Here is a 22,477-nt window from a genome sequence, read left to right on the forward strand (position 1 = left end):
AGAGAACGTATTGCATATAAGGAGGTCTTCACTTTGGAAAATTCAGATAAATCTATTAAACCTCAGACTGCCCATATCATTTCCCATACTCACTGGGACCGGGAATGGTATCTTCCATATGAAAAGCATCACGTGCGTCTTATTAAACTGGTCGATGAATTGCTGGACCGATTGGATGAGGATGGTGAATTTAAGAGTTTCTATCTTGACGGACAGACAATTATTCTGGAAGATTACCTCCAAGTTCGTCCCGAAAATCAAGAGCGTCTACAGAAATATATTACGGAAGGTCGCCTTTTGATAGGACCTTGGTATATCCTGCAAGATGCTTTCCTTACCAGTGGAGAGGCAAATGTACGTAATATGCAGATTGGTCATCAGGATTCGAAACGCTACGGAGAACCTTCCAAGATCGGTTATTTTCCGGATACCTTTGGTCTTGTTGGTCAGACTCCACAATTAATGAAGCAATCTGGCATTAATAATGCCTTTTTCGGAAGAGGTGTGAAGCCGACTGGATTCAATAATACGGTATCAGACGGTGGTTATGAGTCTTCTTTCTCTGAACTGATTTGGGAAGGTCCTGATGGATCGAAAGTACTCGGTATTCTATTTGCTAACTGGTATTCAAACGGAAACGAAGTGCCTGTAAATGAAGCTGAAGCTAAAGTGTTCTGGGAGAAAAAGTTAGCTGATGCGCGGAAATTTGCATCTACAGCTGAGCTGCTATTTATGAACGGTTGCGATCATCAACCGGCTCAACTGGATTTGCCAGAGGCTATCGAAACTGCGAAGCGGCTGTATCCAGATATGGAGTTTATCCATTCGAACTTCCCTGATTATCTTAAGGCTGTAGAGGACGTAATGGATCGCAACAACCTGTCGACCGTAAAGGGCGAGCTGCGGAGCCAGCACACTGACGGATGGGGGACGTTAGTGAATACCGCGTCTGCTCGTGTCTATTTGAAACAGATGAATCAGCAAGGGCAAGTTATGCTTGAGAAATTAGCAGAGCCGCTTGCATCGTTCGCGCAATTACTGGGCAAAGATTATCCCCATCATCTATTCACCTATGCCTGGAAGACGCTAATGCAGAATCATCCTCATGACAGCATTTGTGGCTGCAGCGTGGATGAGGTACACCGTGAAATGGTAACCCGCTTTGACAAAAGCCGCCATGTAGCAGAAACCATTGTTAATGATAGTATGCGTGTGATCGCAGATGCTGTGGATACGTCCGGTTTTGCAGCATATGGTGAAGAAGTGCTTCCGCTAGTTGCCATGAATATGACAGGGTGGAGTCGCACGGGTACAGTGAGCGTAGAACTTGATGCGGCACGTCTATATTTACGAGATGGTTTCACACTGGAAGAAACATCCAGCCGTATGAAAGAAATTGACTTGAACGGTCGTGTACTAGTAGACGATCAAGGGAATAGCATTGCATGCCAGATGGAGGATTTGGGTCTTCAGTTTGGCTATGATTTGCCGGATGACAAGTTCCGCCAGCCATATATGTGTCGCCGAGTAAGACTTACCTTTGAAGCCGCACAAGTTCCGGCGCTGGGTCTTCGTGCATATGCTTGGGTTCGCCGTGCAGACGCTGAATTATCAACAGCTCCTGAATCTTTGCTTCAAGGAGATCGGGTGCTGGAGAATGAGGCGATCAAGGTAGTAATTAATGATGATGGTTCATTTACGCTGAGTGACAAAGCCAGTGGCATGACTTACCGGGATCTTGGCGTGTATGAAAACACAGGTGACATCGGTAATGAATACATGTACAAACAGCCTGAGGCCGAACAAGCTTTGACGACCAAAGGATTTCAGGCGAACATTTCCGTTCTGGAAGATACGCCTTATCGAGCATCTGTGGAAATTAAGCATGACTGGGAGATTCCAGCCTCGGCAGATGATAAGCTGGACGAGGAGCAGCGTGCACTGGTGTACTATCCGGAGCGCAAAGCACAGCGCAGTAGTGACACCGTCATTCTGAAACTTCGTACCGTAATTAGCTTGGAGCGGGGCGGGAAAGGGTTGCATATCGAAACGACGATAGACAATAAGGCTAAAGATCACCGGATTCGTGCGTTGTTCCCGACAGATTTGAACGCCGGCACGCATCGTGTGGATTCGATGTTTGAGGTTGCTGAGCGGAATATTGAGCCAGCCACAGAATGGAACAATCCGAGTAACACGCAACATCAGCAGGCCTTTGTAGATATCAGTAATGGGAAAGCGGGTCTAACCGTCGCTAACTTTGGATTAAATGAATATGAAGTGCTGAGAGATGGTCGTAACACCATTGCGATTACACTGCTCCGTAGTGTGGGCGAACTTGGAGACTGGGGTTTGTTCCCAACACCAGAAGCGCAGTGTCTCGGCGAGCACGTTGTTCATATGGAGCTCATCCCACACACAGGTGAGGGTATAACTTCTGGTGCTTATGCTGAAGCTTACCAATTCCAGATTCCTTGGATCGTATGTCAGACAGATGTACATGAAGGAGTGGTTGCTCCGGTGTATACTCCTTTCGAATGGGAGAGTAAGGAACTCGCATTTTCTTCACTAAAAATGAACGAGCAGACGGGAGACTTGCTGCTGCGCTGGTATAACATGAGTCAGCAGAACACCAACCTGACCTTCAATTCGAAGATTCCGCAACAGTATTTCTATAAAACGACGATTCTGGAAGAGGATAGCCCCTCACTCTCTAGCGAAGTGAAAGGTGGTTTGGCCTTAGAGATCGGTCCATGCGAAATTGTAACGGTTGGTATTCGGCGATAATGGGTCGAGAAAATACAAGAATGAACTGAGAAAACAAATTTCAAGTATCGTAGTTTCAAACAGTATGAGAATAAAGACGATAGTAAACCTAGGCATTTCGTCTTGGAGCTATCGTCTTTTTTTTTGCGAAAAAAGATTGCCAAATATAACTATTAAAATTAAAATTAGTTTGTATAGAAAACTTGGTTTTGTATAATGTTCAATGGAGGTGATCACATAGACAAAAAATATTGGGTACCTGCTTTGGAGAAAGCAGACGGGATTCTACGCCTTGTATCAGATGAACCCTATAAGCATCGATTAATTGATCTATCCAATCAGCTTGGTATCCATAGGAGCTCTATGTACTCCATGTTGCAGACTATGGAAGCGCTTGATTGGGTAAATAGAGATACTAACGATACATATGCCATCGGCTCCGCGACGGGGAGGTGGGGGGATTCTTACTCACAAGGTCAGGACTTAATCTCATCGTTTCACCGAGAAGCGAACGTCACAAGAGATCGTCTTCAGGAGACGATTCAGTTGGCCAGACTTGAAGGTAATGAAGTGTTGTATCTGGCTAAGGAGGAAGCACCGACTATGGTCAGGCTAGCATCCGGTCCCGGTATGAAGTTCCCTGCTCATGTGACTGCTCTCGGGAAATTGCTGCTGTCGTTCGTTGATGATAAGGATCTAGATTCATTGTATCCGATTCAAGAATTAATGAGCGCTACAGAGTATTCATTGAAAACGAAGGTGGATCTGGTTAAGCAACTGCGAAACATTCGCGATGCAGGGATCGCCTTCGATGAGCAGGAAGTTATCGTTGGGTTCAGCTGTGTTTCAGCCCCGATCCTATCAAAATCAGGTGAGGCTATCGCAGCAGTGAGCTGTACCATGCAGCAACATATCTGGGAGAAGAAGAAGGATGTTGCGGAGGCTGAAATTCGTCAATTGGCGAGTCGTTTATCCCTATACCAAGGAGGCAATCATTAATGAGATTAGCCAATAAAGTCATCTTAATTACGGGCTCAGGTTCAGGGATCGGGAGAAGCACGGCATTGCTGTTTGGTCGTGAAGGTGCAACTGTAATTGTGAACGATCTGGATGAAGCTAAAGGGATAGAGACTTTGAAGGATATTCAAGCAGATGGAGGAATAGGTCATTTCATCCATGCGGATGTGACCAATGCTGACTCTGTACAGCAGATGGTAGATCAAATCATTGAAAAATATGGTCATATTGATGTGCTTTTTAACAATGCGGGAATTAGCGGGGTAGGCGCTTTGCATGAAGTTGAACCCGATGCATGGGACCGGGTTATTCAGGTCAATATTCGGGGTGTATACTTGCCTTCCAAACATGTGCTTCCGCATATGATGAAACGCAAATCTGGCAACATCATTAATATGTCTTCTTGCATCGCAGAAATCGGGCTAGCCAGAAGAGCTTCTTATTCAGCTACCAAAGGAGCAGTATTGGCCCTGACGAAATCCATGCAAGTAGATTACGCAGCATACAATATTCGTGTAAATGCCCTTTTACCAGGTACAATCCTAACACCATTCGTTGAAAATTACTTAAAAACCTCTTACGATAATCCGGAAACTGCGATTGCGGCACTTAAGAAACGTCAGCTAAGTGAAGAGCTAGGCTTACCTGAGGATGTTGCCCAAGCAGCATTATTTCTCGCCTCGGATGAATCGAAATTTATGATGGGTTCTCCTCTCTATATTGATGGAGGCGCTACTTTCGGGAAAAATGCCTAAACAGCAGTAAACGATAAAAGAAAGGGGAATTTAAAATGAAGTTATTAACATTCGTTAACAATGGTGATTACCAACTAGGGGTCGTAACAGAGAAGGGGATACTGGATGTTGCAAGCGCTTTAATAGATTTACCTACACAGCATGGGGGTTCCGTACCGACGACCGTTCACGAAGTGATTGATGGTGGTCAGGTAGCGGTTGCGAGACTGGATCATTTCACAGCTCAAGCACTGGATATGGCTGGAGAGGACTGTTCATATCTATTAGATGAAGCGAAGTTGACGCTCGGTCCATGCGTGACTCATCCAAATAAGATCATCTGCGTCGGTCTTAACTATCGTAAGCATGCGGAAGAAACGAACGCAGCGATCCCGGAGTACCCGATTTTGTTCAATAAATTCAATAACACGTTGACGGGACATGGCGACGATATTCCTCTTCCAAGAGTGACGAAGAAAGTAGATTACGAAGCGGAACTTGTCATCGTTATCGGCAAAACAGCTAAGTACGTTGCGAAAGAGGACGCGCTTAGTCACGTTTTTGGATATTGTAATGTGAATGATTTGTCCGCACGAGACTTACAACTTAGGACGCAGCAATGGCTGTTAGGCAAGTCATGTGATAAATTTTCTCCACTTGGACCTTATCTAGTTTCAGCGGATGAAATCAGAAACCCGAATGATCTAGATATTAAATGTACAGTCAACGGTGAAGTCCGTCAGCATTCCAATACGTCGGATATGATCTTCCAATGTGACGAGATCGTGAGCTATATTTCACAACATATGACACTTGTACCTGGAGACATTATTCTGACCGGAACACCTGAAGGCGTCGTCCTCGGTTATCCAGTAGATAAGCAGATTTACTTGAAGGATGGTGACATTGTCACAATTGAGATTGAGAAGCTAGGTAAGTTGACGAATCGGCTTGTTAAGGAAAACTGAGAATGTACTCTCAATTTTGTGAGGTGAAAGCATGAGAATTGATGCACATCAGCATTATTGGCAATTAAGTCGAAACGATTACGGATGGCTTACACCAGAAGTTCCTACATTGTATCGGGATTTTATGCCAAATGACCTTACAGAATCATTAATACGACATGGACTAACGAAAACAATTGTTGTTCAAGCTGCAGCGACTGTTGAGGAAACTGAATTTCTTCTAAGTCTATGTCAGACCCATGATTCAATTGCTGGTGTAGTGGGGTGGTTGGATTTTGAACAGGACAATTTCGTGGAAACATTTGAACGTTTGCGTAAAAATCCATATTTTATCGGCGTTCGTTTAATGCTTCAAAGTATCGATGCTGCGGAATATTTGCAACGTCCTCTAGTTTTTCATCATTTAAAATGGTTAGAGACATTGGGATTCCCCGTTGATTTATTGATCCATGCTGCACAATTCCCAGCTGTATTAAAATTGCTCGAGCTTGTGCCAAATTTAAATGCGGTCATTGACCATATAGGTAAGCCACAAATTTCTCAGCAAGTAATCTCACCTTGGCAAGAGTGGGTTATGGAGGTAGCCCAATATCCGCAGGTGTATTGCAAACTTTCAGGCATGGTTACCGAAGGAAATATATCGGACTGGGTAGAATCTGATTTTAACTTTTATGTCATGCATGCCACAAAAGCGTTTGGACTGAATCGAGTCATGTTCGGCAGTGATTGGCCAGTTTGTCTACTTGCAGCAAGCTATGATCAAGCAGTAAGCATTTTGTTAAACAATCTACCTAAAGCGCTTACAGAACAAGAATTAGACGATGTTTTTGGGAATAATGCGATTCGTTTTTATCAATTGGAGATATCACATTCTATTGAAACTGGAGTGTAGCCTATGCAATTACAAGGGAAAGTCGTTATTGTTACAGGCGGTGGATCCGGGATTGGAGAAGCGACTGCCAAATTATTTGCTAGTGAGGGTGCCAAAGTTATCATTGCGGACTGGAATGATGCTGAAGCAAGAAGGGTAGTCGAGGAAATTCATTCAGTTCATTGTGGGGATTCTGTTGCTTATGCTGTGAAAACGGATGTTTCATCGGAGATTGAAGTCAAACAATTAGTAGAACTGGTTCTAAATAAGTTTGGGAAAATTGATATTCTTTTCAATAATGCTGCTGTGGTATTACCAAAATACTTGGAAGACATCTCTGAATCAGAATGGACTCGCACCTTAGATATCAATTTGAAGAGTGTCTATTTGATGATTAAATTTTGTATTCCTTCAATTAGAGAAAACCTTGGTTGCATTGTGAACATGGCTTCATTAAGCGGCTTGTTAGGCCAAAAGCAAAATCCGGTGTATTCTGCTTCAAAAGGCGCAATTATAGCCATGACTAAAGCATTAGCATTGGATTATGCAAACGATGGAGTACGTGTCAATTGCATATGTCCAGCAGGTGTAATGACGCCGTTATTAGAAGAGTGGATCGGACAACAGCCCAATCCGGCAACTACAGTACAAGATTTAATCGATATGCATCCATTGGGAAGATGTGCCTCAACGGAAGAGATTGCAAGAGCAGTGTTGTATTTAGCGAGTGATTTATCTGGATTTGTTACGGGTATAGCACTCCCTGTTGATGGAGGAGCAGCTTTAGGCTACTAATGAGTTATTGGAAAGGACGGAATGCAATGATTCGATATGGAAGCGTTATTCATGTAAAGGATGAGAAACTTGAAGAATACAAATCGTTACACGCATCCGTATGGCCCGAGGTGTTGGATAGATTAAGGAAGTGCAACATTAAGAACTACTCCATTTTCTATAGGGATGGCTTTTTGTTCAGTTATTTTGAATATACAGGGGATGACTATACGGCTGATATGGCCAAGATTGCTGCAGATCCACATACACAAGAGTGGTGGAGATTGACAGATCCTTGTCAGTATAAAGTGAAGTCTGCATTAGAGAGTGAATGGTGGGCGAGCATGGAAGAGGTTTTCCATATGAATTAAAAATTTTCTGCTATTGATCATGAAGGATATATTATTTCATTTATAACTAGGGGATGAAAAATATGAAAATTACAAAAGTAGAAAGTTTCGTTTTACACGTACCGATTACACCACCAATTACGGATGCTATTAATGTTGCTACACATTGGGGACTTGCGGGCGTTCGGGTTTTTACAGATGAAGGTTTCGTTGGGTATGGGTATACAGGAACATGTGCACATGGTGATGATATGATCGTTGATACGATTGATCGTTATTACGCTCCTTTATTAATTGGCAAAGATCCGTTTATGGTTAAAGAGATTTGGGATGAGCTACGTTTTGGTAAAATGCATTGGATTGGTAGAGCGGGAGTTACTCATATGGCCTTGGCCGCAGTAGATATTGCACTTTGGGATATTATGTCGAAGGCTTCCAACAAACCGCTGTGGCAGTATCTTGGTGGACATAAATCCAAACAAATAAAAGCTTATAATACGAACGGTGGCTGGTTGAACTGGTCCAAAGAACGTTTGATCAAGGACGTTACTGAAATTGTAGAGCAGGGCTTTACTGGAGTTAAAATTAAAGTAGGTAAAGCAGATTCTCATGAGGATTATGATCGGTGTAAAGCTGTTCGTAAGGCGATAGGAGATCAAACCATCTTCATGATCGATGTGAACCAACAGTGGAATATCAATACAGCGATGACATGGGGGAAGAAGTTAGAGGAGTTTGATTTGTTCTGGCTAGAGGAACCTTTAAATCCAGATGATATTATGGGACATAAGAAGCTGGCCGATGCATTGAATGTACCTATTGCATTAGGTGAACATGTCTATACGAAATACGCTTTCCGGGATTACATCCATCAAGGGGCACTCGAATATTGCCAAGTAGACGTAACGCGTGTTGGTGGGATTACGGAATGGAAACAGGTAGCAGGTTTAGCTGCTTCATACGATATTCCGATTTGTCCGCATGTTGGTGATATGGGGCAAATTCATCAGCATTTGGTTGCATCAACACCAGGTGCGATCATGCTGGAATACATTCCTTGGATCCGTCATATTTTTGTGGAGCCGGCTACTGTAGTCAATGGGCACTACATACTTCCTCAAATGCCGGGTGCATCAACGGAGATTATACCAACGTTGTTTGATCAGTATCGCGTGAGATAATAAAGTAATGATTCACAGGCATTAGCATCGTCAAACCTATCGTAACTTACGCCTCAAGAAATCCGGGTACTGGATGGTGTTGGACGGATTCAAGGTATTTAACTAAAAATAAAGAGGCCCATGCGAGCGATCACATGGGCCTCTTTATTTTAGCGAACCTTCTGTATCCGAATAACCTTGCTTTGATAATCGCCTTTCAAATGAAGCTTTAAACCCACGCTCATCAGCGCTTGTCCGCTACTCCGTCTTTCCATGCCGTCAATCTGGTACAAGCTATCCTCTCGCAATCCCTTCAGCCGCAGTCTCGGAAGTTCATTCATGAAGTTTAGCGAGTGCAAGAAGGTGAAAACAACAGCTTCTTCTTGGGCCTCGTCTACGTACATGACTGCTGTCAGCTGACCCTCGCTTGGCGATTTCAGTCGATATTGCTCTCCGTCTTGTACGATGTACCGGATTTCTTTGTAGAGTTGAATGAGTTTCCGCGCCTCTACTAGTTCTTCCGCGTTCCATTTCCGCAAATCGTCGCCGATACCGAGATTACCCATCATTGCGCTATGGAAACGGTAGGTCAAGGAAAGCTTGCGGCCGCTGATCCAGTTCACTTCATCGGTGACCCATGATTCCATGATTTTAGCGGTATACGCGAAGGAGAAGCCTTCTTGAATTTTCAGCCGGTCGAAGGCGTCTGTATTGTCGCTCGTCCAGACTTGGTCGAAGTAACGTAGAATGCCTAAGTCGACCCGTCCGCCGCCGCCGGAGCAAGATTGGAGAACAACTTTAGGGTGCGCCTGCTTGAGCTTTCGGGCGATTTCGTACACGCCTTCGGTATGCCTGAACCAAATTTCTTTCTGCTCTTCTCGCGGCGCCGACGGGTAACCCGGCTCGCTGAAATTACGGTTCATGTCCCATTTAACGAAGCAAATATTATTCTCTGTCAACAGACGATCAATGCAATCGAAAAGATAATTTCGAACATCCGCTCTGGCTAGATTGAGAATAAACTGATTACGAATAAGTGTGCCGTCCCGGGTCGGGAAGTGGTAAACCCAGTCTGGGTGCGCTCTGTACAGATCACTGTCGGGATTAACCATTTCCGGTTCGATCCATAATCCGAAGTCCATACCCAATTCATTTACGTTCTTAATCAGTCCCTGAAGGCCGTTCGGGAACTTATCGTGGTTAACGATCCAATCGCCAAGGCCGGCTCGGTCGGAATTTCGTGCGCCGAACCACCCATCATCCATGACGAACAGCTCGACGCCAGTGGAAGCTGCGATTTCTGCCAGTTTGATCTGTTGCTCCTCGTTTACTTCGAACGAAGTGGCTTCCCAAGAGTTATAGAGCACCTTCCGAGGCTTTGAACGATGCTCAGCCGGAAGAACGACTTCCCGTTGATAACGGTGGAGATTACGGCTAGCGGAGCCGAAACCTCCGCTAGTGAATCCGATGACGAAACCGGGAGTTGCAAATATTTCCCCAGGCTTCAAATTCCATTCGAAGTCGAAGTCGTTGACACCTGCGCTGATCTTGGTCATGCCCAGCCTGTCTTTTTCGATTGCTATTTTCCAGTTTCCGCTGAAAGCGAGCGCCCCAAAATAGACGTCTCCACAGTCTTCTTGTGCAATTCCACCTGGGTCTAACAGGAAGAAAGGATTGTAATAGTGGCTTGTCGTTCCCCGTCTGCTTTCTAACACTAGCTTACCGTCGGGGAGACGAATCCGGTTAAGCTGTGTCTCCCCGGCCCATTTACCTGCTAGGTATGTTAGCCGGTATTCTTCGTCACGTGGCACATAGAGGGAGCCCGAGAGCGTTTGCTCTAGGACTATGCTTTCATTGCCAGAATTCAGAATCTCACTACGCATTTCGATCAGATCGTATTTCGGGAAAATTCGATAATGGAGAACGACTTCAAGCGGATAGTAGGCATCCTTCAGTCGGAGCGATAGTAGACAATCCGATCGCTCGTCATCGACGAATGTTAGCTTGACGTCCCTGACGCCATCTTCGAACGTCGCCTTCAAACAGGGCTCGTTGAAGAGGGCTTTCCCCCAGCCCATATACGATTCTTGATACAATTCGCTGCCGAGCGTATATGGATATTCGGAGACAAGCTCCGGATCCGGGTAGTCTGACAAGAAGGGGAGCTTCTCCCCGAAATAAGTCTGCACGACCGTGCCCGAAGGGCTTAGTCCCAACACGTACGCGGAACGTTCCCCCTCAAGCACCCATAATCGGCGTTCGGAATCGTGTTTAATCATGACGTTCACTCCTTATCCTTTCAGCGATCCCGAGACCATGCCGGAAATAATATATTTTTGGCCAAGCAGATAGAGTACCAAGACTGGCAACATAGTAAGAACGATAATGGTGAAGATCATGTTCCATTGATTGAAATGCATGCCAAAGTATTCGTATATCGAGTTAATCATGCCTAGTTTGTTCTGGCGATTCAGGAGATAGAGCGGAGTGACGAAGTCGTTCCACGCTCCGAGAAAATTCAGAATAAACCCTGTAATCGCAACCGGAGTAAGCAAAGGGAAAACGACACTGAAGAAGAGACGGCCCAGTCCGCAGCCGTCGATGATCGCCGCTTCGTCCAATTCCCGGGGCACGCTACTGATAAAACCGTAAAAAAGAAAGACTGCGAACGGAATTCCCAGGGTCGCGAAGACGAGAATAATACCGGGAAAAGTATTTTGCAGGTGAAGCATCTGTAAGGCCTTGATGGTCGTGACATAGTTAAGCGGCGCGACCAATCCGATGAAGAAGTAGTTATAGATCACTTTGTTCCATTTGTCCCTGTTGCGCACGAGAACAAAAGCAGCCATCGCAGTGACGAGAATGCTGATTGCCGCGGATACGGAGGACATCAGCATACTGTTGAAGAAGGAACGAATCAGATTGCCTCCTGCGAACGCCTCGCTGTAATTCGCCCATTGCAGTTTGTGTGGCCAGCGAAAGTCGATGGAAGTCGCTTCTTGCGTCGTCTTCAGTGAATTCGCGATGATCAAATACAAAGGGAACAGAATCGATAATCCGAGGATCCAAGTGAAAGACTCTTTAAGGATTAGCAAAATCGGTTTTTGTCTCATGAAGAAGCCTCCTCGCTCGAAGACACAAGCTTGATCAGATACGCGATGATGAGCGTAAACACGAAGGCGACCATGCTAAGCGCATTGGACATGCCGTATCTTCCCACGGAAAACTCCCTGTAGACCTGTGTATTGATTACTTCTGTCAGATCGCCAGGGCCTCCGTTGGTCAAGGCATAGACGATTTCGAATACGCGAAGACCGTGTATGATATTCAGGATCGTCGCGATCATTAGCGTTGGCATGAGGAAGGGGATGGTGATGCTCAGAAACTGTCTCCAGCTGCTTGCGCCGTCCAAGGAAGATGCTTCATAGTAGGATTTCGGAATCGTCTGGAGTCCGGCGAGAAGAATAACCATATTCCATCCGACCATTCGCCACACCTCAACTCCCATCGTGGACCCGAGCGCGACGTTTTTCTCGGTTAGCCAGCTATGCGTTAGCTGTTCTAGTCCAATAAATCTTAGAATTATATTCAGTGGTCCGTCCGGTCCCAAAATAGAGACGAACAGTATACCAATAATGAGCGGCGACAACGTATACGGCAGGAAAAACAATGTTCTTAATGTTTTTTTTGTTTTTAATCCTTCATTCAGCAGAAGAGCCAACCCTAAGCCAATAATCACCTTGAAAATTACGGTGTACATTGTAAAAGAGAGCGTATGATAAATGCTTTTCAGATAAGAACCTGATGAGAAGAAGATTTCCCTGTAATTATCAAAGCCGATAAAAGAAATCATTGGTTTAGTGACCGACCAGTTCGTGAACGAATAATACAGTCCTCCGATTACCGGAAGGATGAACAAAACCGTATAGAGTACAAAGGCCGGAAGCAAGAAAAGCCGGCTATAGAGTTTATGATTTTGCATAAGGCTTTCTCCTAAAGTTCTGTTGGAATAGAAATGAAGCCCGACGGAAGATCATTTCGTCTACCCGCCGAGCTCCACTTACTTGCTGTTTATTGGAACATTTTCGCGCGATCTGAATCGATGGCTTCAAGCACTTGCTTCGGCGTTTTGCCTCCGAGGTAGAGGTCCTGAACCAATTTACCGATGACGGATTGGTTCCAGAACTTAACGCCACCTTCGAAGTCCAGCCCCGTGCCGTCAGTCGAGTTCGCGATGACAGAGGTATAAGCATTAGTAGTTTTGCCTTCCACGCCCGTAAAGGAGATCGGTCCGAGATCCGGACGGGCGGCATAATACTTCTTCAGGATGTCCGGTTGAGCTAAGAATGCAAAGTATTGTTTGGCTGCGTCAATGACTTTCGAGTCCTTGTTGATGGAGCGCACGACACCGCCAGAACTGATGGCCCAAGTTTTGTTGTCCGCGAGCGGAAGAGGGAACATCTGCCAAGTATCAGCTTTGGAGTCCGGATATTTGGCCAGCACTTCGTTCTGGAACGTCGAATATGTCAGCATCATAGCGTATTTGCCAGAGCCCATGGCATCGACTGAGTTCTCCCAAGTTTGGGACAGAAAGTCTTTTCCGAAGAATCCTTTGTCTCCTATTTCTTTGAGTTGCGTCAGAGCGATCTCGAGTTCCTTTTGATCGGCCATTTTTGCTTGGTTCGTGTTAAATTGATCATAAATGTCGGGCGTTTTTTTCAAGAGCAAGGAGCCCATGGTGTTCAACAGGACTTCTTGGTGCCACTCCGCTTTTCCCGGTTCGTAAATCGGTGTAATACCTTTAGCAAGCAAAGCTTCACAGACTTTGACGAATTCGTCGTAAGACTTCGGCACTGCAACTCCAGCTTGCTCGAACAAGGCAACGTTGTACAGCACGCCCCATCCGTCTACGGACCAAGTGTTAAACCCAATGACTTTACCATTATAGGTTGTGCCGGCTTTCGCCCAATCCGCATAACGCGAAACCCACGGCTCGCCGCTAAGATCTAGTGCATGCTGGTCCGGCATAAATTGTTCCATCGCTACGCCGCTCGCGGTTAAGTAAACGTCTGGCCCTTCGCCTGTTTGGAATTTCGCTTTCAGAACGTTCACGTATTGGTCGTCCGGGGACACTTGGAATTCGATCTTGTTGCCGGATGCCGCTTCAAATTCTTTGGCGAGCTCTTTATCAATATCCTTGGTCCAGTTCGCAGAAGTCGCGACCGTGATCGTCACTCCATCTTGTTTAATCGGGGTGCTGGTCGACTCGCTCTCCGTTGCGGGCGCATTTGTTGAAGTTGAGGGTGAGGCGTTCGAGTTCGCACCATTAGATCCGCAACCAGCCAACAAGCTTACCAATGCGACCGATGCGATGATGCCGCTGGTCCATTTGTTCTTCTTTACGTTTATCATTACAAATGACGCCTCCTTGTTAATTTCTGTCTTTGGGGTGGCCTACCTTGAATCCATCATAAAACATAAATAAAGGAAGTGACATGGATGTTTTAAGCGTTTTCATGTGGATATTTTTGAAATACCTGATTTTTAAAAACTAATATTTGTAACTCTCGAAATCGAGCGCTATAATGTGAGTACTTTGGGAGAAAGGGTTTTCATAGGATGAGAACAAAAAGCATTCAAGCGAAGCTGTTCTACAATTATTCGATGTTGATCATCGTCGTCGTCATAGTCATAGTTGTTTCTTTCTACTTCTACATCTCCGGTATACTGCAGAAAAAGGCGTCCGAATCGCTCTTTCAATTGTCAGGACACATCTCTATCGAATTCGATACCCAGATCAGAAACATGAACTCCATCTCTACCAAAGTTCTATTCTCTGAGCCGCTTCATGAGCTTTTTTACTCCTCAATGTTTCAAATCAACAAGTCGTCCATCGACAAACAGCGCCGGTTCAACAATATTATCTATCCCATTATCGGTTACGACAAACCCTTCAGACAAATCAATATGTTTCGCATAACTGGCGAATTTGCGAGCATCGGCGATGATTTCCGATTCTCGGTGCTTCCTGCGAAAAGGATCGCCACGACCTCGTGGGTCGGAGACACGCTTCTCCAGAACGGAAAAAAAGACATCTCTCTCCCACATCCGGATTCTTGGAACAGAGGAGATGAGTTCGTTATCTCCCTGAGTAGGGCTTTTGCGCCCAATTGGAGCGAGAAAGTGGACAGCATTCTGGAGGTGCAGCAGGATTACGGAGTGTTTACTCGAATTATCGATAACGCGCAGGCCCATCCGGATTTAAAGAAGAATAAGGACATTGAAATATACGTCCTCGACGAACAAGGGCGGTTGGTCTATCCGATCGACTCGGTCGCTAAGGCGGCCAATGCCCAAACCTGGTGGAAGTTAGTGAAAGAACGTATTAACAGCGATACTTCGGCTAAGGTTATCAACTCGAATGGGAAAAATAGTAATATTATCGCCTACAGCGCATCCGACTTGTCGGGGTGGACGGTCATCGCCGCGGAATCGAAAAGCAGGCTGCTGGCTCCCGTCAACAATTTTCGCAATGCGATTCTCGTGCTGGGAATCCTGACTCTATTCGTCACACTTGCGATATCCTATTTGGTGTCAAGATCGCTGACGATTCCTATCAAACAAGTGCACAAATCTATTAAGCTGTTGAGTCTAAACACGCTCCCTCCGAAGCCTCAGGCTAAAGTACCTGCCCGTCTAAACGAATTGGAGCATTTGAATATGGCGTTCAACGAAATGAGGCTGCGATTGCAGGAATCGCTGGAGGAGACGGTCGCGTCACGCGAGCACGAACTGGAAGCCCATAAGTTTGCACTGCAGGCGCAGATGAATCCGCACTTTCTCTACAATACGATCACAAACATTAGTATTCTAGCCGAAGACCAAGGGCAGACCTCGATCGTGGGATGTTGCGAGAGGCTGGCCCAAATGCTGCGCTACATTTCGTCGAGCGATGCAGCCCCTGTTCCGTTGTCCGAAGAGCTTGAACATGCGAGAAATTATTTAAATCTCATGCAGCTGCGTTACGAGGATAATATTCGGTTCTCGATTGAAGTACCAGCAGCGCTCAGTCATGTTGAAGTTCCTAAGCTGATCGTCCAGCCAATCGTGGAGAACGCGATTAAATACGGAATTCACGTCGATCCCCCCTGGGTTATCTCGATTACCGGCACCGTAAAAGAGGATCGCTGGGAGCTGAGCATTCGAGACAATGGACATGGGTTCGAGGAAGAGAGTCTTGCTCAGCTTCGAAAACAGTTCGAGACGATGGATTCCACGGTCAAAATTCCAGCATTGCGCATCAATGGAATGGGACTGATGAACATTTACACCCGGTTAAAATTATTGTTCGGAAACCGCTTCGCGATGAACGTCTCCAATCATCCGGAAGGAGGCGCGCTCGTCACACTAAGCGTCCATCATGAACGAGGAGATAAGCCAATATGAACACTACCAAACATCGGGTCGTGGTCGTAGAAGACGAACCCAAAATCCGGAGGAATATCGCGCAAAAAATCGAGCGATCAGAAGAGTATGAGGTCGTCGGGTCAGCTTCGGACGGCATGGAGGCGGTAAAGGTTATTTTGGAGCAGAAGCCAGATGTCGTCTTCACCGATATCAAGATGCCGAAGATGAGTGGTCTGGAATTGGTTCGACAAATCAAGGAATCTCTCCCGGAGACTCATTTCGTCATCATCAGCGGTTATAACGAATTCGATTACGCCCAGACCGCAATGAAGTTGGGGGTACGCGATTACCTGCTTAAGCCGGTAAGTGCCGAAGCCCTGAACGAGTGTTTGAAGGATATCAGCAAAAGCTTACTAACGCGGAACCATCGAATGAGGAGGGAATTGTTGACGTCCTCAATTAACGGAGGGCAGGAGGAAATCCATTCGTCGACGGCGAACCCGAATCAACCGTTTGCGATATTTTTGATCTGCATCGGGAACTTATGCGCGTCCATTATTCCCCCGGACCAATACAAGTATTTCCGTGAGCTTTGGAAAGATGTATCCCTAGAATTGGTAGTGAGGCATGTTGTCGGCCCAGACGAATATTGGGTTGCGGTCGATGAGAAAGCACCTAACCAGAAATTTCTGCTTGTATCCGCCGACCAGAAGCGAGAGGAAGATCTCCATGCCATGGCTAAGCAGATTCAAGCTTCCTTTGCTGATCGAACCAGTGGGCTGCCCATCCATATTGGTCATCTCGATTTATTCGTGACTCGGGCAAAGATTTGGGAGCAAGCACAGACCGTCAGAAACCTGATGGAACGTGAATTGGTGCCGTGCAGATCAAGCCTACTGTTTGCTCCACGCGAGCAAGAGATCCAATCTGCAACTCATCTGTTAGATCAAGTGCTTAGGAACAAAGTGAGCGCATTTATTCAAGCCGGTCAGACGAATTCGCTCAAGATTGAGGTTTTCCAAGCTTTTGATCAATGGGAAAAGGCGGGATACACGCAGCGGATGTTAGAGAAGGTAACCATGCATCTGATCCGGTCCGTTCATTTGCAGACGGGGGCACTATCCGAAGCTGAATTGTTCTCGCGAGAGATCGAGTTGTTCGCCAAACTGACCGTTTGTCGGGAGCTTCCCTCGTTCTACATCGAGGTATGGGAACTCGTAGAGAATATGGTTTCGATCGGGGAAGAGGATCAAGATACGCTTAAACTGGTGGAGCAAGTCGCCAACTATTTGGAACTAAACTACACACAAGACATTAACCTCGAGGAACTGGCTGCGAAGTTTCATTTTACTTCATCGTATTTGTCCAAAATGTTCAAGAAAAAATACAACGGAACACCGCTCAAATATATGATTAAACTGCGGATCGAAGAAGCGAAACGGCTAATCCGCGAAAATCCGCAAAGTGAAGTCGGCCGAATTGCCACAATAGTTGGGTATCCCGACCAACACTATTTCAGCCGTATTTTTAAGAATGCGACTGGCATGAGTCCTTCGGAGTATCGTGATCGCCAAGCTTGAGAAGGGCCACTCGGTGCCAATAGAAAGGATATCGCGGAATTTCCATTAGGTATCGGGCAGCATTTGGGTTATAGCCACGGTTCTCAATATTATCATTTCAAGGAAAAAGCGGAATTGTTCTATGCAATTGTGGTGCAGGACTTCGATCTTTTATCTCAGCTTTGTCAGCAGGTTACCAAAGATGCTCCCTCTGAGGGTTTAACAACGGTAGAAAAACTGATGTTGGAGTTTATCAAATTTGGTCTGGACCATCCGTACCAATACGAGATCATGTTCATACTTCGGGATGAGGAAATACTCTCTTACTGCCGTAGCGAACAAGCTAAATGCTTCTATATGTTCGACTTTATCGTACGCCAGTTTTTGAAGCAAGAGTGTCATCCGCTTGAGAGCAACCCATCTTTTCCGCTCAGTATGTTTTTAGGCATGCATGGTTTCATTTCTTTTTATATTCAGGATCGCTTGACGTTTGAAGATATAATGCCCGCTGCGGTTGCACATGTCAAAATGCTAAGTCAAAGCAGTTACCACATGACGTCATAAGACGTTTTTATTTTCCAATAATGCTTTACTCATTTACCATGTTATAGCTGTACTCCTTTATAACATTACTTAAACAACGTAATAAACGTAATAAACTTCCAAATTGTAAACGTGATTTAATCATATCAGATATTGCTTTATTCGTGTCAAACTACGAAAGAGTAGTAAATATGGAGTAGCAAGTGTAGCGAGTTAAGCTCGAGTAAGTATAAGTAACAAATAAAGAAGTAGGGGATCATGCATGCCCTACTTCTTTAGTGTTTCTAGACTAGGTAATCTTGATTGGATTAGTTCCACAAAAATTTAATTCACTTCAACCCATTCTTCACGAAGAGGGTGATAGAACTTGCCTTTGCCCTCTGTATTTCCGTCTGCCGTATAAGCGATCATACTAACTTGGTCCCAATCGATGTGATCCGTCGTGAGTGCCAGCTCTACATGAGGGATTGAAGCTCCGGCACGAACGAGCATAATGATTGGAATTTGGCCGGCCTCGATCGTTATCCATTGCTGCCCCTTATATACGGCTCCAGTCTGATAATCCACCCATTGTCCTTCTGGCAAATATACGATGCGATTATCCGTTTCTTCAAACAGTGGTGCGACGAGAATATCGGAGCCAAAGAAGTATTGATCTTCGATCATCCAGCAGGTCGGATCATCCGGGAATTCCAAGAACATCGCTCTGAGCAGCGGATGGCCTGCTTGCGAGCTTAAATACGCTTGCGAATAAATGTAAGGCATAAGCTTATACTTCATTTCCGCAGCGGCGCGGAAGTCATCCATGAAGGAGTCACTGTAAGCCCACGGCTCCTTCGGAGGGGCACCGTGACAACGACTGTGGGATGTCAGCATACCAAAGGGCATCCAGCGGCGGTAAAGCGCCTCGGGGCTTTCCTTCACAAAGCCACCGATATCATGACTCCAGTATGTGAAGCCGCTCAGACCGATTGACAGAGCCGCTCTTAAGCAAGCGAGCATCGCTGAATCTGTGTTCTCCGTATCGCCGCCCCAATGGATCGGGTAGCGCTGGCTACCTGCCCAAGCACTGCGAGCCCAAATGATATGTTCGCCGTTGACGTGCTCGGTTACATCGGCTAAAGCTTTGTTGTAGCGGAGCGGGTATAAATTATGCTCCAATCGGCCGCTTTGACCGGAATGGAATCGACCGAAGATAGGCGCACCTTCACCAAAGTCAGCTTTAATGGCGGCAACGCCCATTTCAAGCAGCTTAGCAATTTTCTCCTGATACCAGGCTACGGTTTCCGGGTTGCTGAAGTCCAGAATCGCATCCGCTGTAGGCAGATTTCCATCAGGATCAGTTACGACAAGCCCTTTATCAATCAGCTCCTGGAAATAGCGGTTATTTGGAGTGAAATACGGAATTTGCCATAGACTGATTCGAAATCCTTGCTTGCGCAGGTCATCAATCATTTGCTGCGCATTATCAAATCGGGTATGAGAAAATTCATAATCACAGCGCCAATCCTCTTCAAACCAGCCTGTATCCAGGTGAATGACATCGCACGGGATTTGGTTATCCTGAAGCTTCTGAGCTACATCTCTCGTCTGAGCTTCCGAGTCATACGTAATCCGACTCATCCATAGACCAAATGACCATAGGGGCGGAAGCGGACTTCTGCCTGTTAAAGCGGTATACTCGGTCAGCACCTCTTTCGGGTCGCCGAAGAAGAAAAATAAATCCAGATTATCATCATCCATATAAATTGTATTGGCCGCATCGTATTCTTTTCCGATATCGAGTGTCATCGGAGCAGAGGAATGAATGAACATACCGTATTGTTTATTGCTTAAAAGGAAAGGTATAGGTTTATACATATCGCCAGTCTGAACGCTAAGTGAATCTCGGGTCCATAGGTCGATGCGCTGACCACGTTTATTTAAGCCGGTAAAGGATTCACCAGTACCATAGATTTTCTCGCCTGGCGAAAGTGTAAAGGTAGCTGCTATTTTATGAGACATATCTTCAATCGAACGGGCAAATGAGAATGGGACAGGATACATGTTTTGCAAGCTAAAAGTATCCTTATGATGCCAGGTTTGCGTCAACACTTTTCCGTTCGCGTCTTTAAAAGTTAGGTGGAAAGGGTTAAGTCTAAGCTCAACCTTCCCGAATTGGCTCTCCCAAACATAGCCTTGATCACTTTGCTTAGCAGATTCCCAGGACTTATCGTCATTAATTTCTCCAGAAATCATCAGAGATGGCTGCTCTTTAGCTACTTTTTTTCGGGTTTGTATCCGTATACGAGCTGTTCTTGGTGTGACAAAGGAAATGTCAAAAGGCATTTCCGGCGATTCCGGGTATTCTACTGGAAATTCCCAGTAATTGGATTCCTCGATAAAGAAGTCATATTGATTGAACGCAAGTCTAGGCTTGCGAGTGGAACGAAGCCACTTCATCGTGCCGCTGTTGGTTTGCGGATCAAAGTTAGTGACATGGTCTCCCATAAAATTGAGTGTATCCGATTGATGAAACGGAATGCTAACATCAATGGCTTCATTAAGTCTGCTAGTTTGATAATGCTTCATGATTTCCCCACCTATATATATATTTATTTAACTGCTCCACTAGTAAGTCCGCTAATGATATAGCGCTGCAATAAGATGAATATGGCTAGAACAGGGAGGACGGTGATGGTAGCAAAGGACAATAGATTGTTCCACTGAATTCCGTATTTGCCCATGGAATTGTATACGCCCGCCGTTAATGGCCACATATCGGAGTTACTAATAAAGGTCATGCTGTAAATCAAATCGCCCCATGCGAATAAGAAGGAAAACGTGGCCGATACAATGACTCCCGGATAAGAAATAGGGAGCATGATTCTCAGGAACGCGGTGAACCGATTGCAACCGTCAATCATCGCTGCGTCCTCCAGTTCTTTAGGTGCGTTCAAGAAATAGGTACGCAGGATAAGTACTGAGAAAGGAATACCTAGCGTTGCAGTAGCAAGAATTGGTGCTGCCAAGCTGTTGAGTAATGCAAGATTCTTGAATAAAATAAACAGCGGTGTGAGAACTACGGTTACCGGCAACATTTGCGTGACAAGGAAGAATAATATCATCCACTTCTTACCGGGAACCGGATATCTTGCCAATCCGTAGGATGCAGGGATAGCCAGCGCAACGACGATTGCCATTGAGCTGAGCGCTACAATTAAACTGTTAATAAAGCTTCTTCCAAGAGCGCCGCTAAGTTGCGAGGTGTAGCCTTCCACATACCATTCATTTGGAATGAGAGTTGGCGGAACCTGAAAAATTTCGCCTTGTACTTTAAATGAACTGGCGATCATCCAATAAATAGGGAACAGGAGCGCACCTACAATAATGATTCCAACAATGCTTAATACAATCTCTTTTGATCTTCGCATCTTACATCACCTCATCGCTGCGAACCATGCGCAAGTAAATCAGACTGACTATAAACAGAATGACAAATAGGATATTGGAAGCCGCTGCGCCTTGAGAAAAATTGAATTGATCAAAGGACAGCTTATAGGCCAAGGTCGAGAGTACTTCAGTCGCATTTACCGGACCGCCGGCAGTCATAACGAAGATCAAGTCAAATACTTTAAATGTAAATATAAAGCCCATCATAATAACGACCATAATAACCGGACGAAGCATAGGAAGGGTCATATAAATGAATTGCTTGAATCTATTAGCCCCATCAATGGACGCCGCTTCATAAATATCGTCTGGAATTGAAGATAGACCCGTTGAGAGCAGCATCATGTTAAACGGCGCTCCGACCCAAACGTTTGTGATAATGACACTCCACATAGCAAGGCCTGTATGAGTCAGCCATTCTATCGGCTGATCCACTATACCTATGGAGAGTAGAGCATAGTTAATGATCCCAACGCTTTGATTGAACATGAATTTAAATAGTAATGATGTAATTACGATTGGAACGAGATAAGACACAAGTGTTAAGCCTCTCAGAATCCCTGCTAGACGGAATTTCATATTGAAGAACAGTGCAAGTGCGAATCCAATCGTAAATTGAAGAAAAATACTCCAGAATGTAAAGAAGAAAGTATTCTTAAAGGCGATTTGAAAAGAGTCAAGATTAATTACTTTACGGTAGTTATCGAGACCTGCAAATGCGATATTAGGATCGTTTAACGTAGTCAAATCCAAATGCTGAAAGCTGATTTTGATATTGTAGAAAAGCGGATAACCGATCAATACAAGCATAAAAATAAGCGCTGGAACGACATAGGCTAGACTGATCAGCAGATTTCTTTTATTTAATTCCACAAGTCCTGCCCCCTTCTAAGGGA

At 45.3% G+C, this 22,477-nt stretch carries 18 protein-coding genes and 1 pseudogene; 12 read left to right on the plus strand and 7 right to left on the minus strand.

The genetic code is table 11. The annotated features are described in order from the left end of the window. Positions 1–33: 33 nt before the first annotated feature. The 8 genes from MHH52_RS10245 (at position 34) to MHH52_RS10280 (ending at position 8,661) form a co-directional block, all read left to right on the plus strand. Positions 34–2,787 (plus strand): alpha-mannosidase, encoded by a 2,754-nt coding sequence (locus tag MHH52_RS10245; RefSeq protein WP_340008364.1) that lies wholly within the window; start codon positions 34–36, stop codon positions 2,785–2,787. 195 nt (positions 2,788–2,982) lie between these two features. Further along, positions 2,983–3,765 carry an IclR family transcriptional regulator gene (locus MHH52_RS10250; protein WP_340008366.1) on the plus strand — a complete coding sequence of 261 codons (783 nt, stop codon included), beginning with the start codon at positions 2,983–2,985 and terminating at the stop codon, positions 3,763–3,765. Continuing rightward, complete coding sequence (locus tag MHH52_RS10255; protein ID WP_340008368.1) at positions 3,765–4,538, plus strand: glucose 1-dehydrogenase; 774 nt, start codon at positions 3,765–3,767, stop codon at positions 4,536–4,538. Before MHH52_RS10250 ends, MHH52_RS10255 begins: the two co-directional genes overlap by 1 nt. 35 nt (positions 4,539–4,573) lie before the next feature. Then, the gene (locus MHH52_RS10260; protein WP_340008370.1) at positions 4,574–5,485 is read left to right on the plus strand and encodes a fumarylacetoacetate hydrolase family protein; all 912 of its coding nucleotides are present in this window, start codon (positions 4,574–4,576) and stop codon (positions 5,483–5,485) included. Positions 5,486–5,516: 31 nt separating this feature from the next. After that, positions 5,517–6,377 (plus strand): amidohydrolase family protein, encoded by an 861-nt coding sequence (locus tag MHH52_RS10265; protein ID WP_340008372.1) that lies wholly within the window; start codon positions 5,517–5,519, stop codon positions 6,375–6,377. A 3-nt stretch (positions 6,378–6,380) separates the two neighbouring features. Continuing rightward, positions 6,381–7,151 carry an SDR family oxidoreductase gene (locus tag MHH52_RS10270; RefSeq protein ID WP_340008374.1) on the plus strand — a complete coding sequence of 257 codons (771 nt, stop codon included), beginning with the start codon at positions 6,381–6,383 and terminating at the stop codon, positions 7,149–7,151. Then, entirely contained in the window at positions 7,151–7,501 is a 351-nt protein-coding gene (locus MHH52_RS10275) for an L-rhamnose mutarotase (protein ID WP_340008376.1), read from the plus strand. The genes MHH52_RS10270 and MHH52_RS10275 overlap by 1 nt, the downstream gene beginning before the upstream one ends. 62 nt (positions 7,502–7,563) lie before the next feature. Continuing rightward, positions 7,564–8,661, plus strand: coding sequence for a mandelate racemase/muconate lactonizing enzyme family protein (locus MHH52_RS10280; RefSeq protein WP_340008378.1), 1,098 nt, complete (start codon positions 7,564–7,566; stop codon positions 8,659–8,661). Positions 8,662–8,810: 149 nt separating this feature from the next. Here MHH52_RS10280 and MHH52_RS10285 read toward each other — a convergent pair whose 3' ends face one another. The 4 genes from MHH52_RS10285 to MHH52_RS10300 form a co-directional block, all read right to left on the minus strand. Continuing rightward, entirely contained in the window at positions 8,811–10,919 is a 2,109-nt protein-coding gene (locus MHH52_RS10285) for an alpha-galactosidase (RefSeq protein WP_340008380.1), read from the minus strand. Between the two features lie 12 nt (positions 10,920–10,931). Continuing rightward, on the minus strand, positions 10,932–11,753 hold the full coding sequence (locus MHH52_RS10290) for a carbohydrate ABC transporter permease (RefSeq protein ID WP_340008382.1): 822 nt from the start codon (positions 11,751–11,753) through the stop codon (positions 10,932–10,934). After that, on the minus strand, positions 11,750–12,622 hold the full coding sequence (locus MHH52_RS10295; protein WP_340008384.1) for a sugar ABC transporter permease: 873 nt from the start codon (positions 12,620–12,622) through the stop codon (positions 11,750–11,752). Before MHH52_RS10295 ends, MHH52_RS10290 begins: the two co-directional genes overlap by 4 nt. Before the next feature lie 89 nt (positions 12,623–12,711). Further along, positions 12,712–13,875, minus strand: coding sequence for an extracellular solute-binding protein (locus MHH52_RS10300; protein ID WP_340009589.1), 1,164 nt, complete (start codon positions 13,873–13,875; stop codon positions 12,712–12,714). On the opposite strand from MHH52_RS10300, the gene MHH52_RS10305 reads away from it, so the two are divergent. The 4 genes and pseudogenes from MHH52_RS10305 to MHH52_RS10320 all read left to right on the plus strand — a co-directional run. Continuing rightward, entirely contained in the window at positions 13,787–14,125 is a 339-nt protein-coding gene (locus MHH52_RS10305) for a hypothetical protein (protein ID WP_340009884.1), read from the plus strand. The genes MHH52_RS10300 and MHH52_RS10305 overlap by 89 nt on opposite strands. 134 nt (positions 14,126–14,259) lie before the next feature. Beyond that, complete coding sequence (locus MHH52_RS10310; protein ID WP_340008386.1) at positions 14,260–16,086, plus strand: histidine kinase; 1,827 nt, start codon at positions 14,260–14,262, stop codon at positions 16,084–16,086. After that, complete coding sequence (locus MHH52_RS10315; protein ID WP_340008388.1) at positions 16,083–17,627, plus strand: response regulator; 1,545 nt, start codon at positions 16,083–16,085, stop codon at positions 17,625–17,627. The genes MHH52_RS10310 and MHH52_RS10315 overlap by 4 nt, the downstream gene beginning before the upstream one ends. A gap of 23 nt (positions 17,628–17,650) precedes the next feature. Further along, positions 17,651–18,170: pseudogene (locus MHH52_RS10320) on the plus strand (TetR/AcrR family transcriptional regulator); the annotation flags it as partial. Between the two features lie 303 nt (positions 18,171–18,473). Here MHH52_RS10320 and MHH52_RS10325 read toward each other — a convergent pair. The 3 genes from MHH52_RS10325 to MHH52_RS10335 are packed head-to-tail and all read right to left on the minus strand — an operon-like array spanning position 18,474 to position 22,454. Next, positions 18,474–20,720 (minus strand): TIM-barrel domain-containing protein, encoded by a 2,247-nt coding sequence (locus MHH52_RS10325; protein WP_313638859.1) that lies wholly within the window; start codon positions 20,718–20,720, stop codon positions 18,474–18,476. 23 nt (positions 20,721–20,743) lie between these two features. Next, positions 20,744–21,562, minus strand: a complete 819-nt coding sequence (locus MHH52_RS10330; protein ID WP_340008389.1) for a carbohydrate ABC transporter permease — start codon at positions 21,560–21,562, stop codon at positions 20,744–20,746. A 1-nt stretch (position 21,563) separates the two neighbouring features. Then, a complete protein-coding gene (locus tag MHH52_RS10335; RefSeq protein ID WP_313638861.1) occupies positions 21,564–22,454 on the minus strand; it encodes a sugar ABC transporter permease in 891 nt (296 codons plus the stop codon). Positions 22,455–22,477 lie beyond the last annotated feature (23 nt).

It is taken from the genome of Paenibacillus sp. FSL K6-0276, from assembly GCF_037977235.1.
GTDB lineage: Bacteria > Bacillota > Bacilli > Paenibacillales > Paenibacillaceae > Paenibacillus_AQ.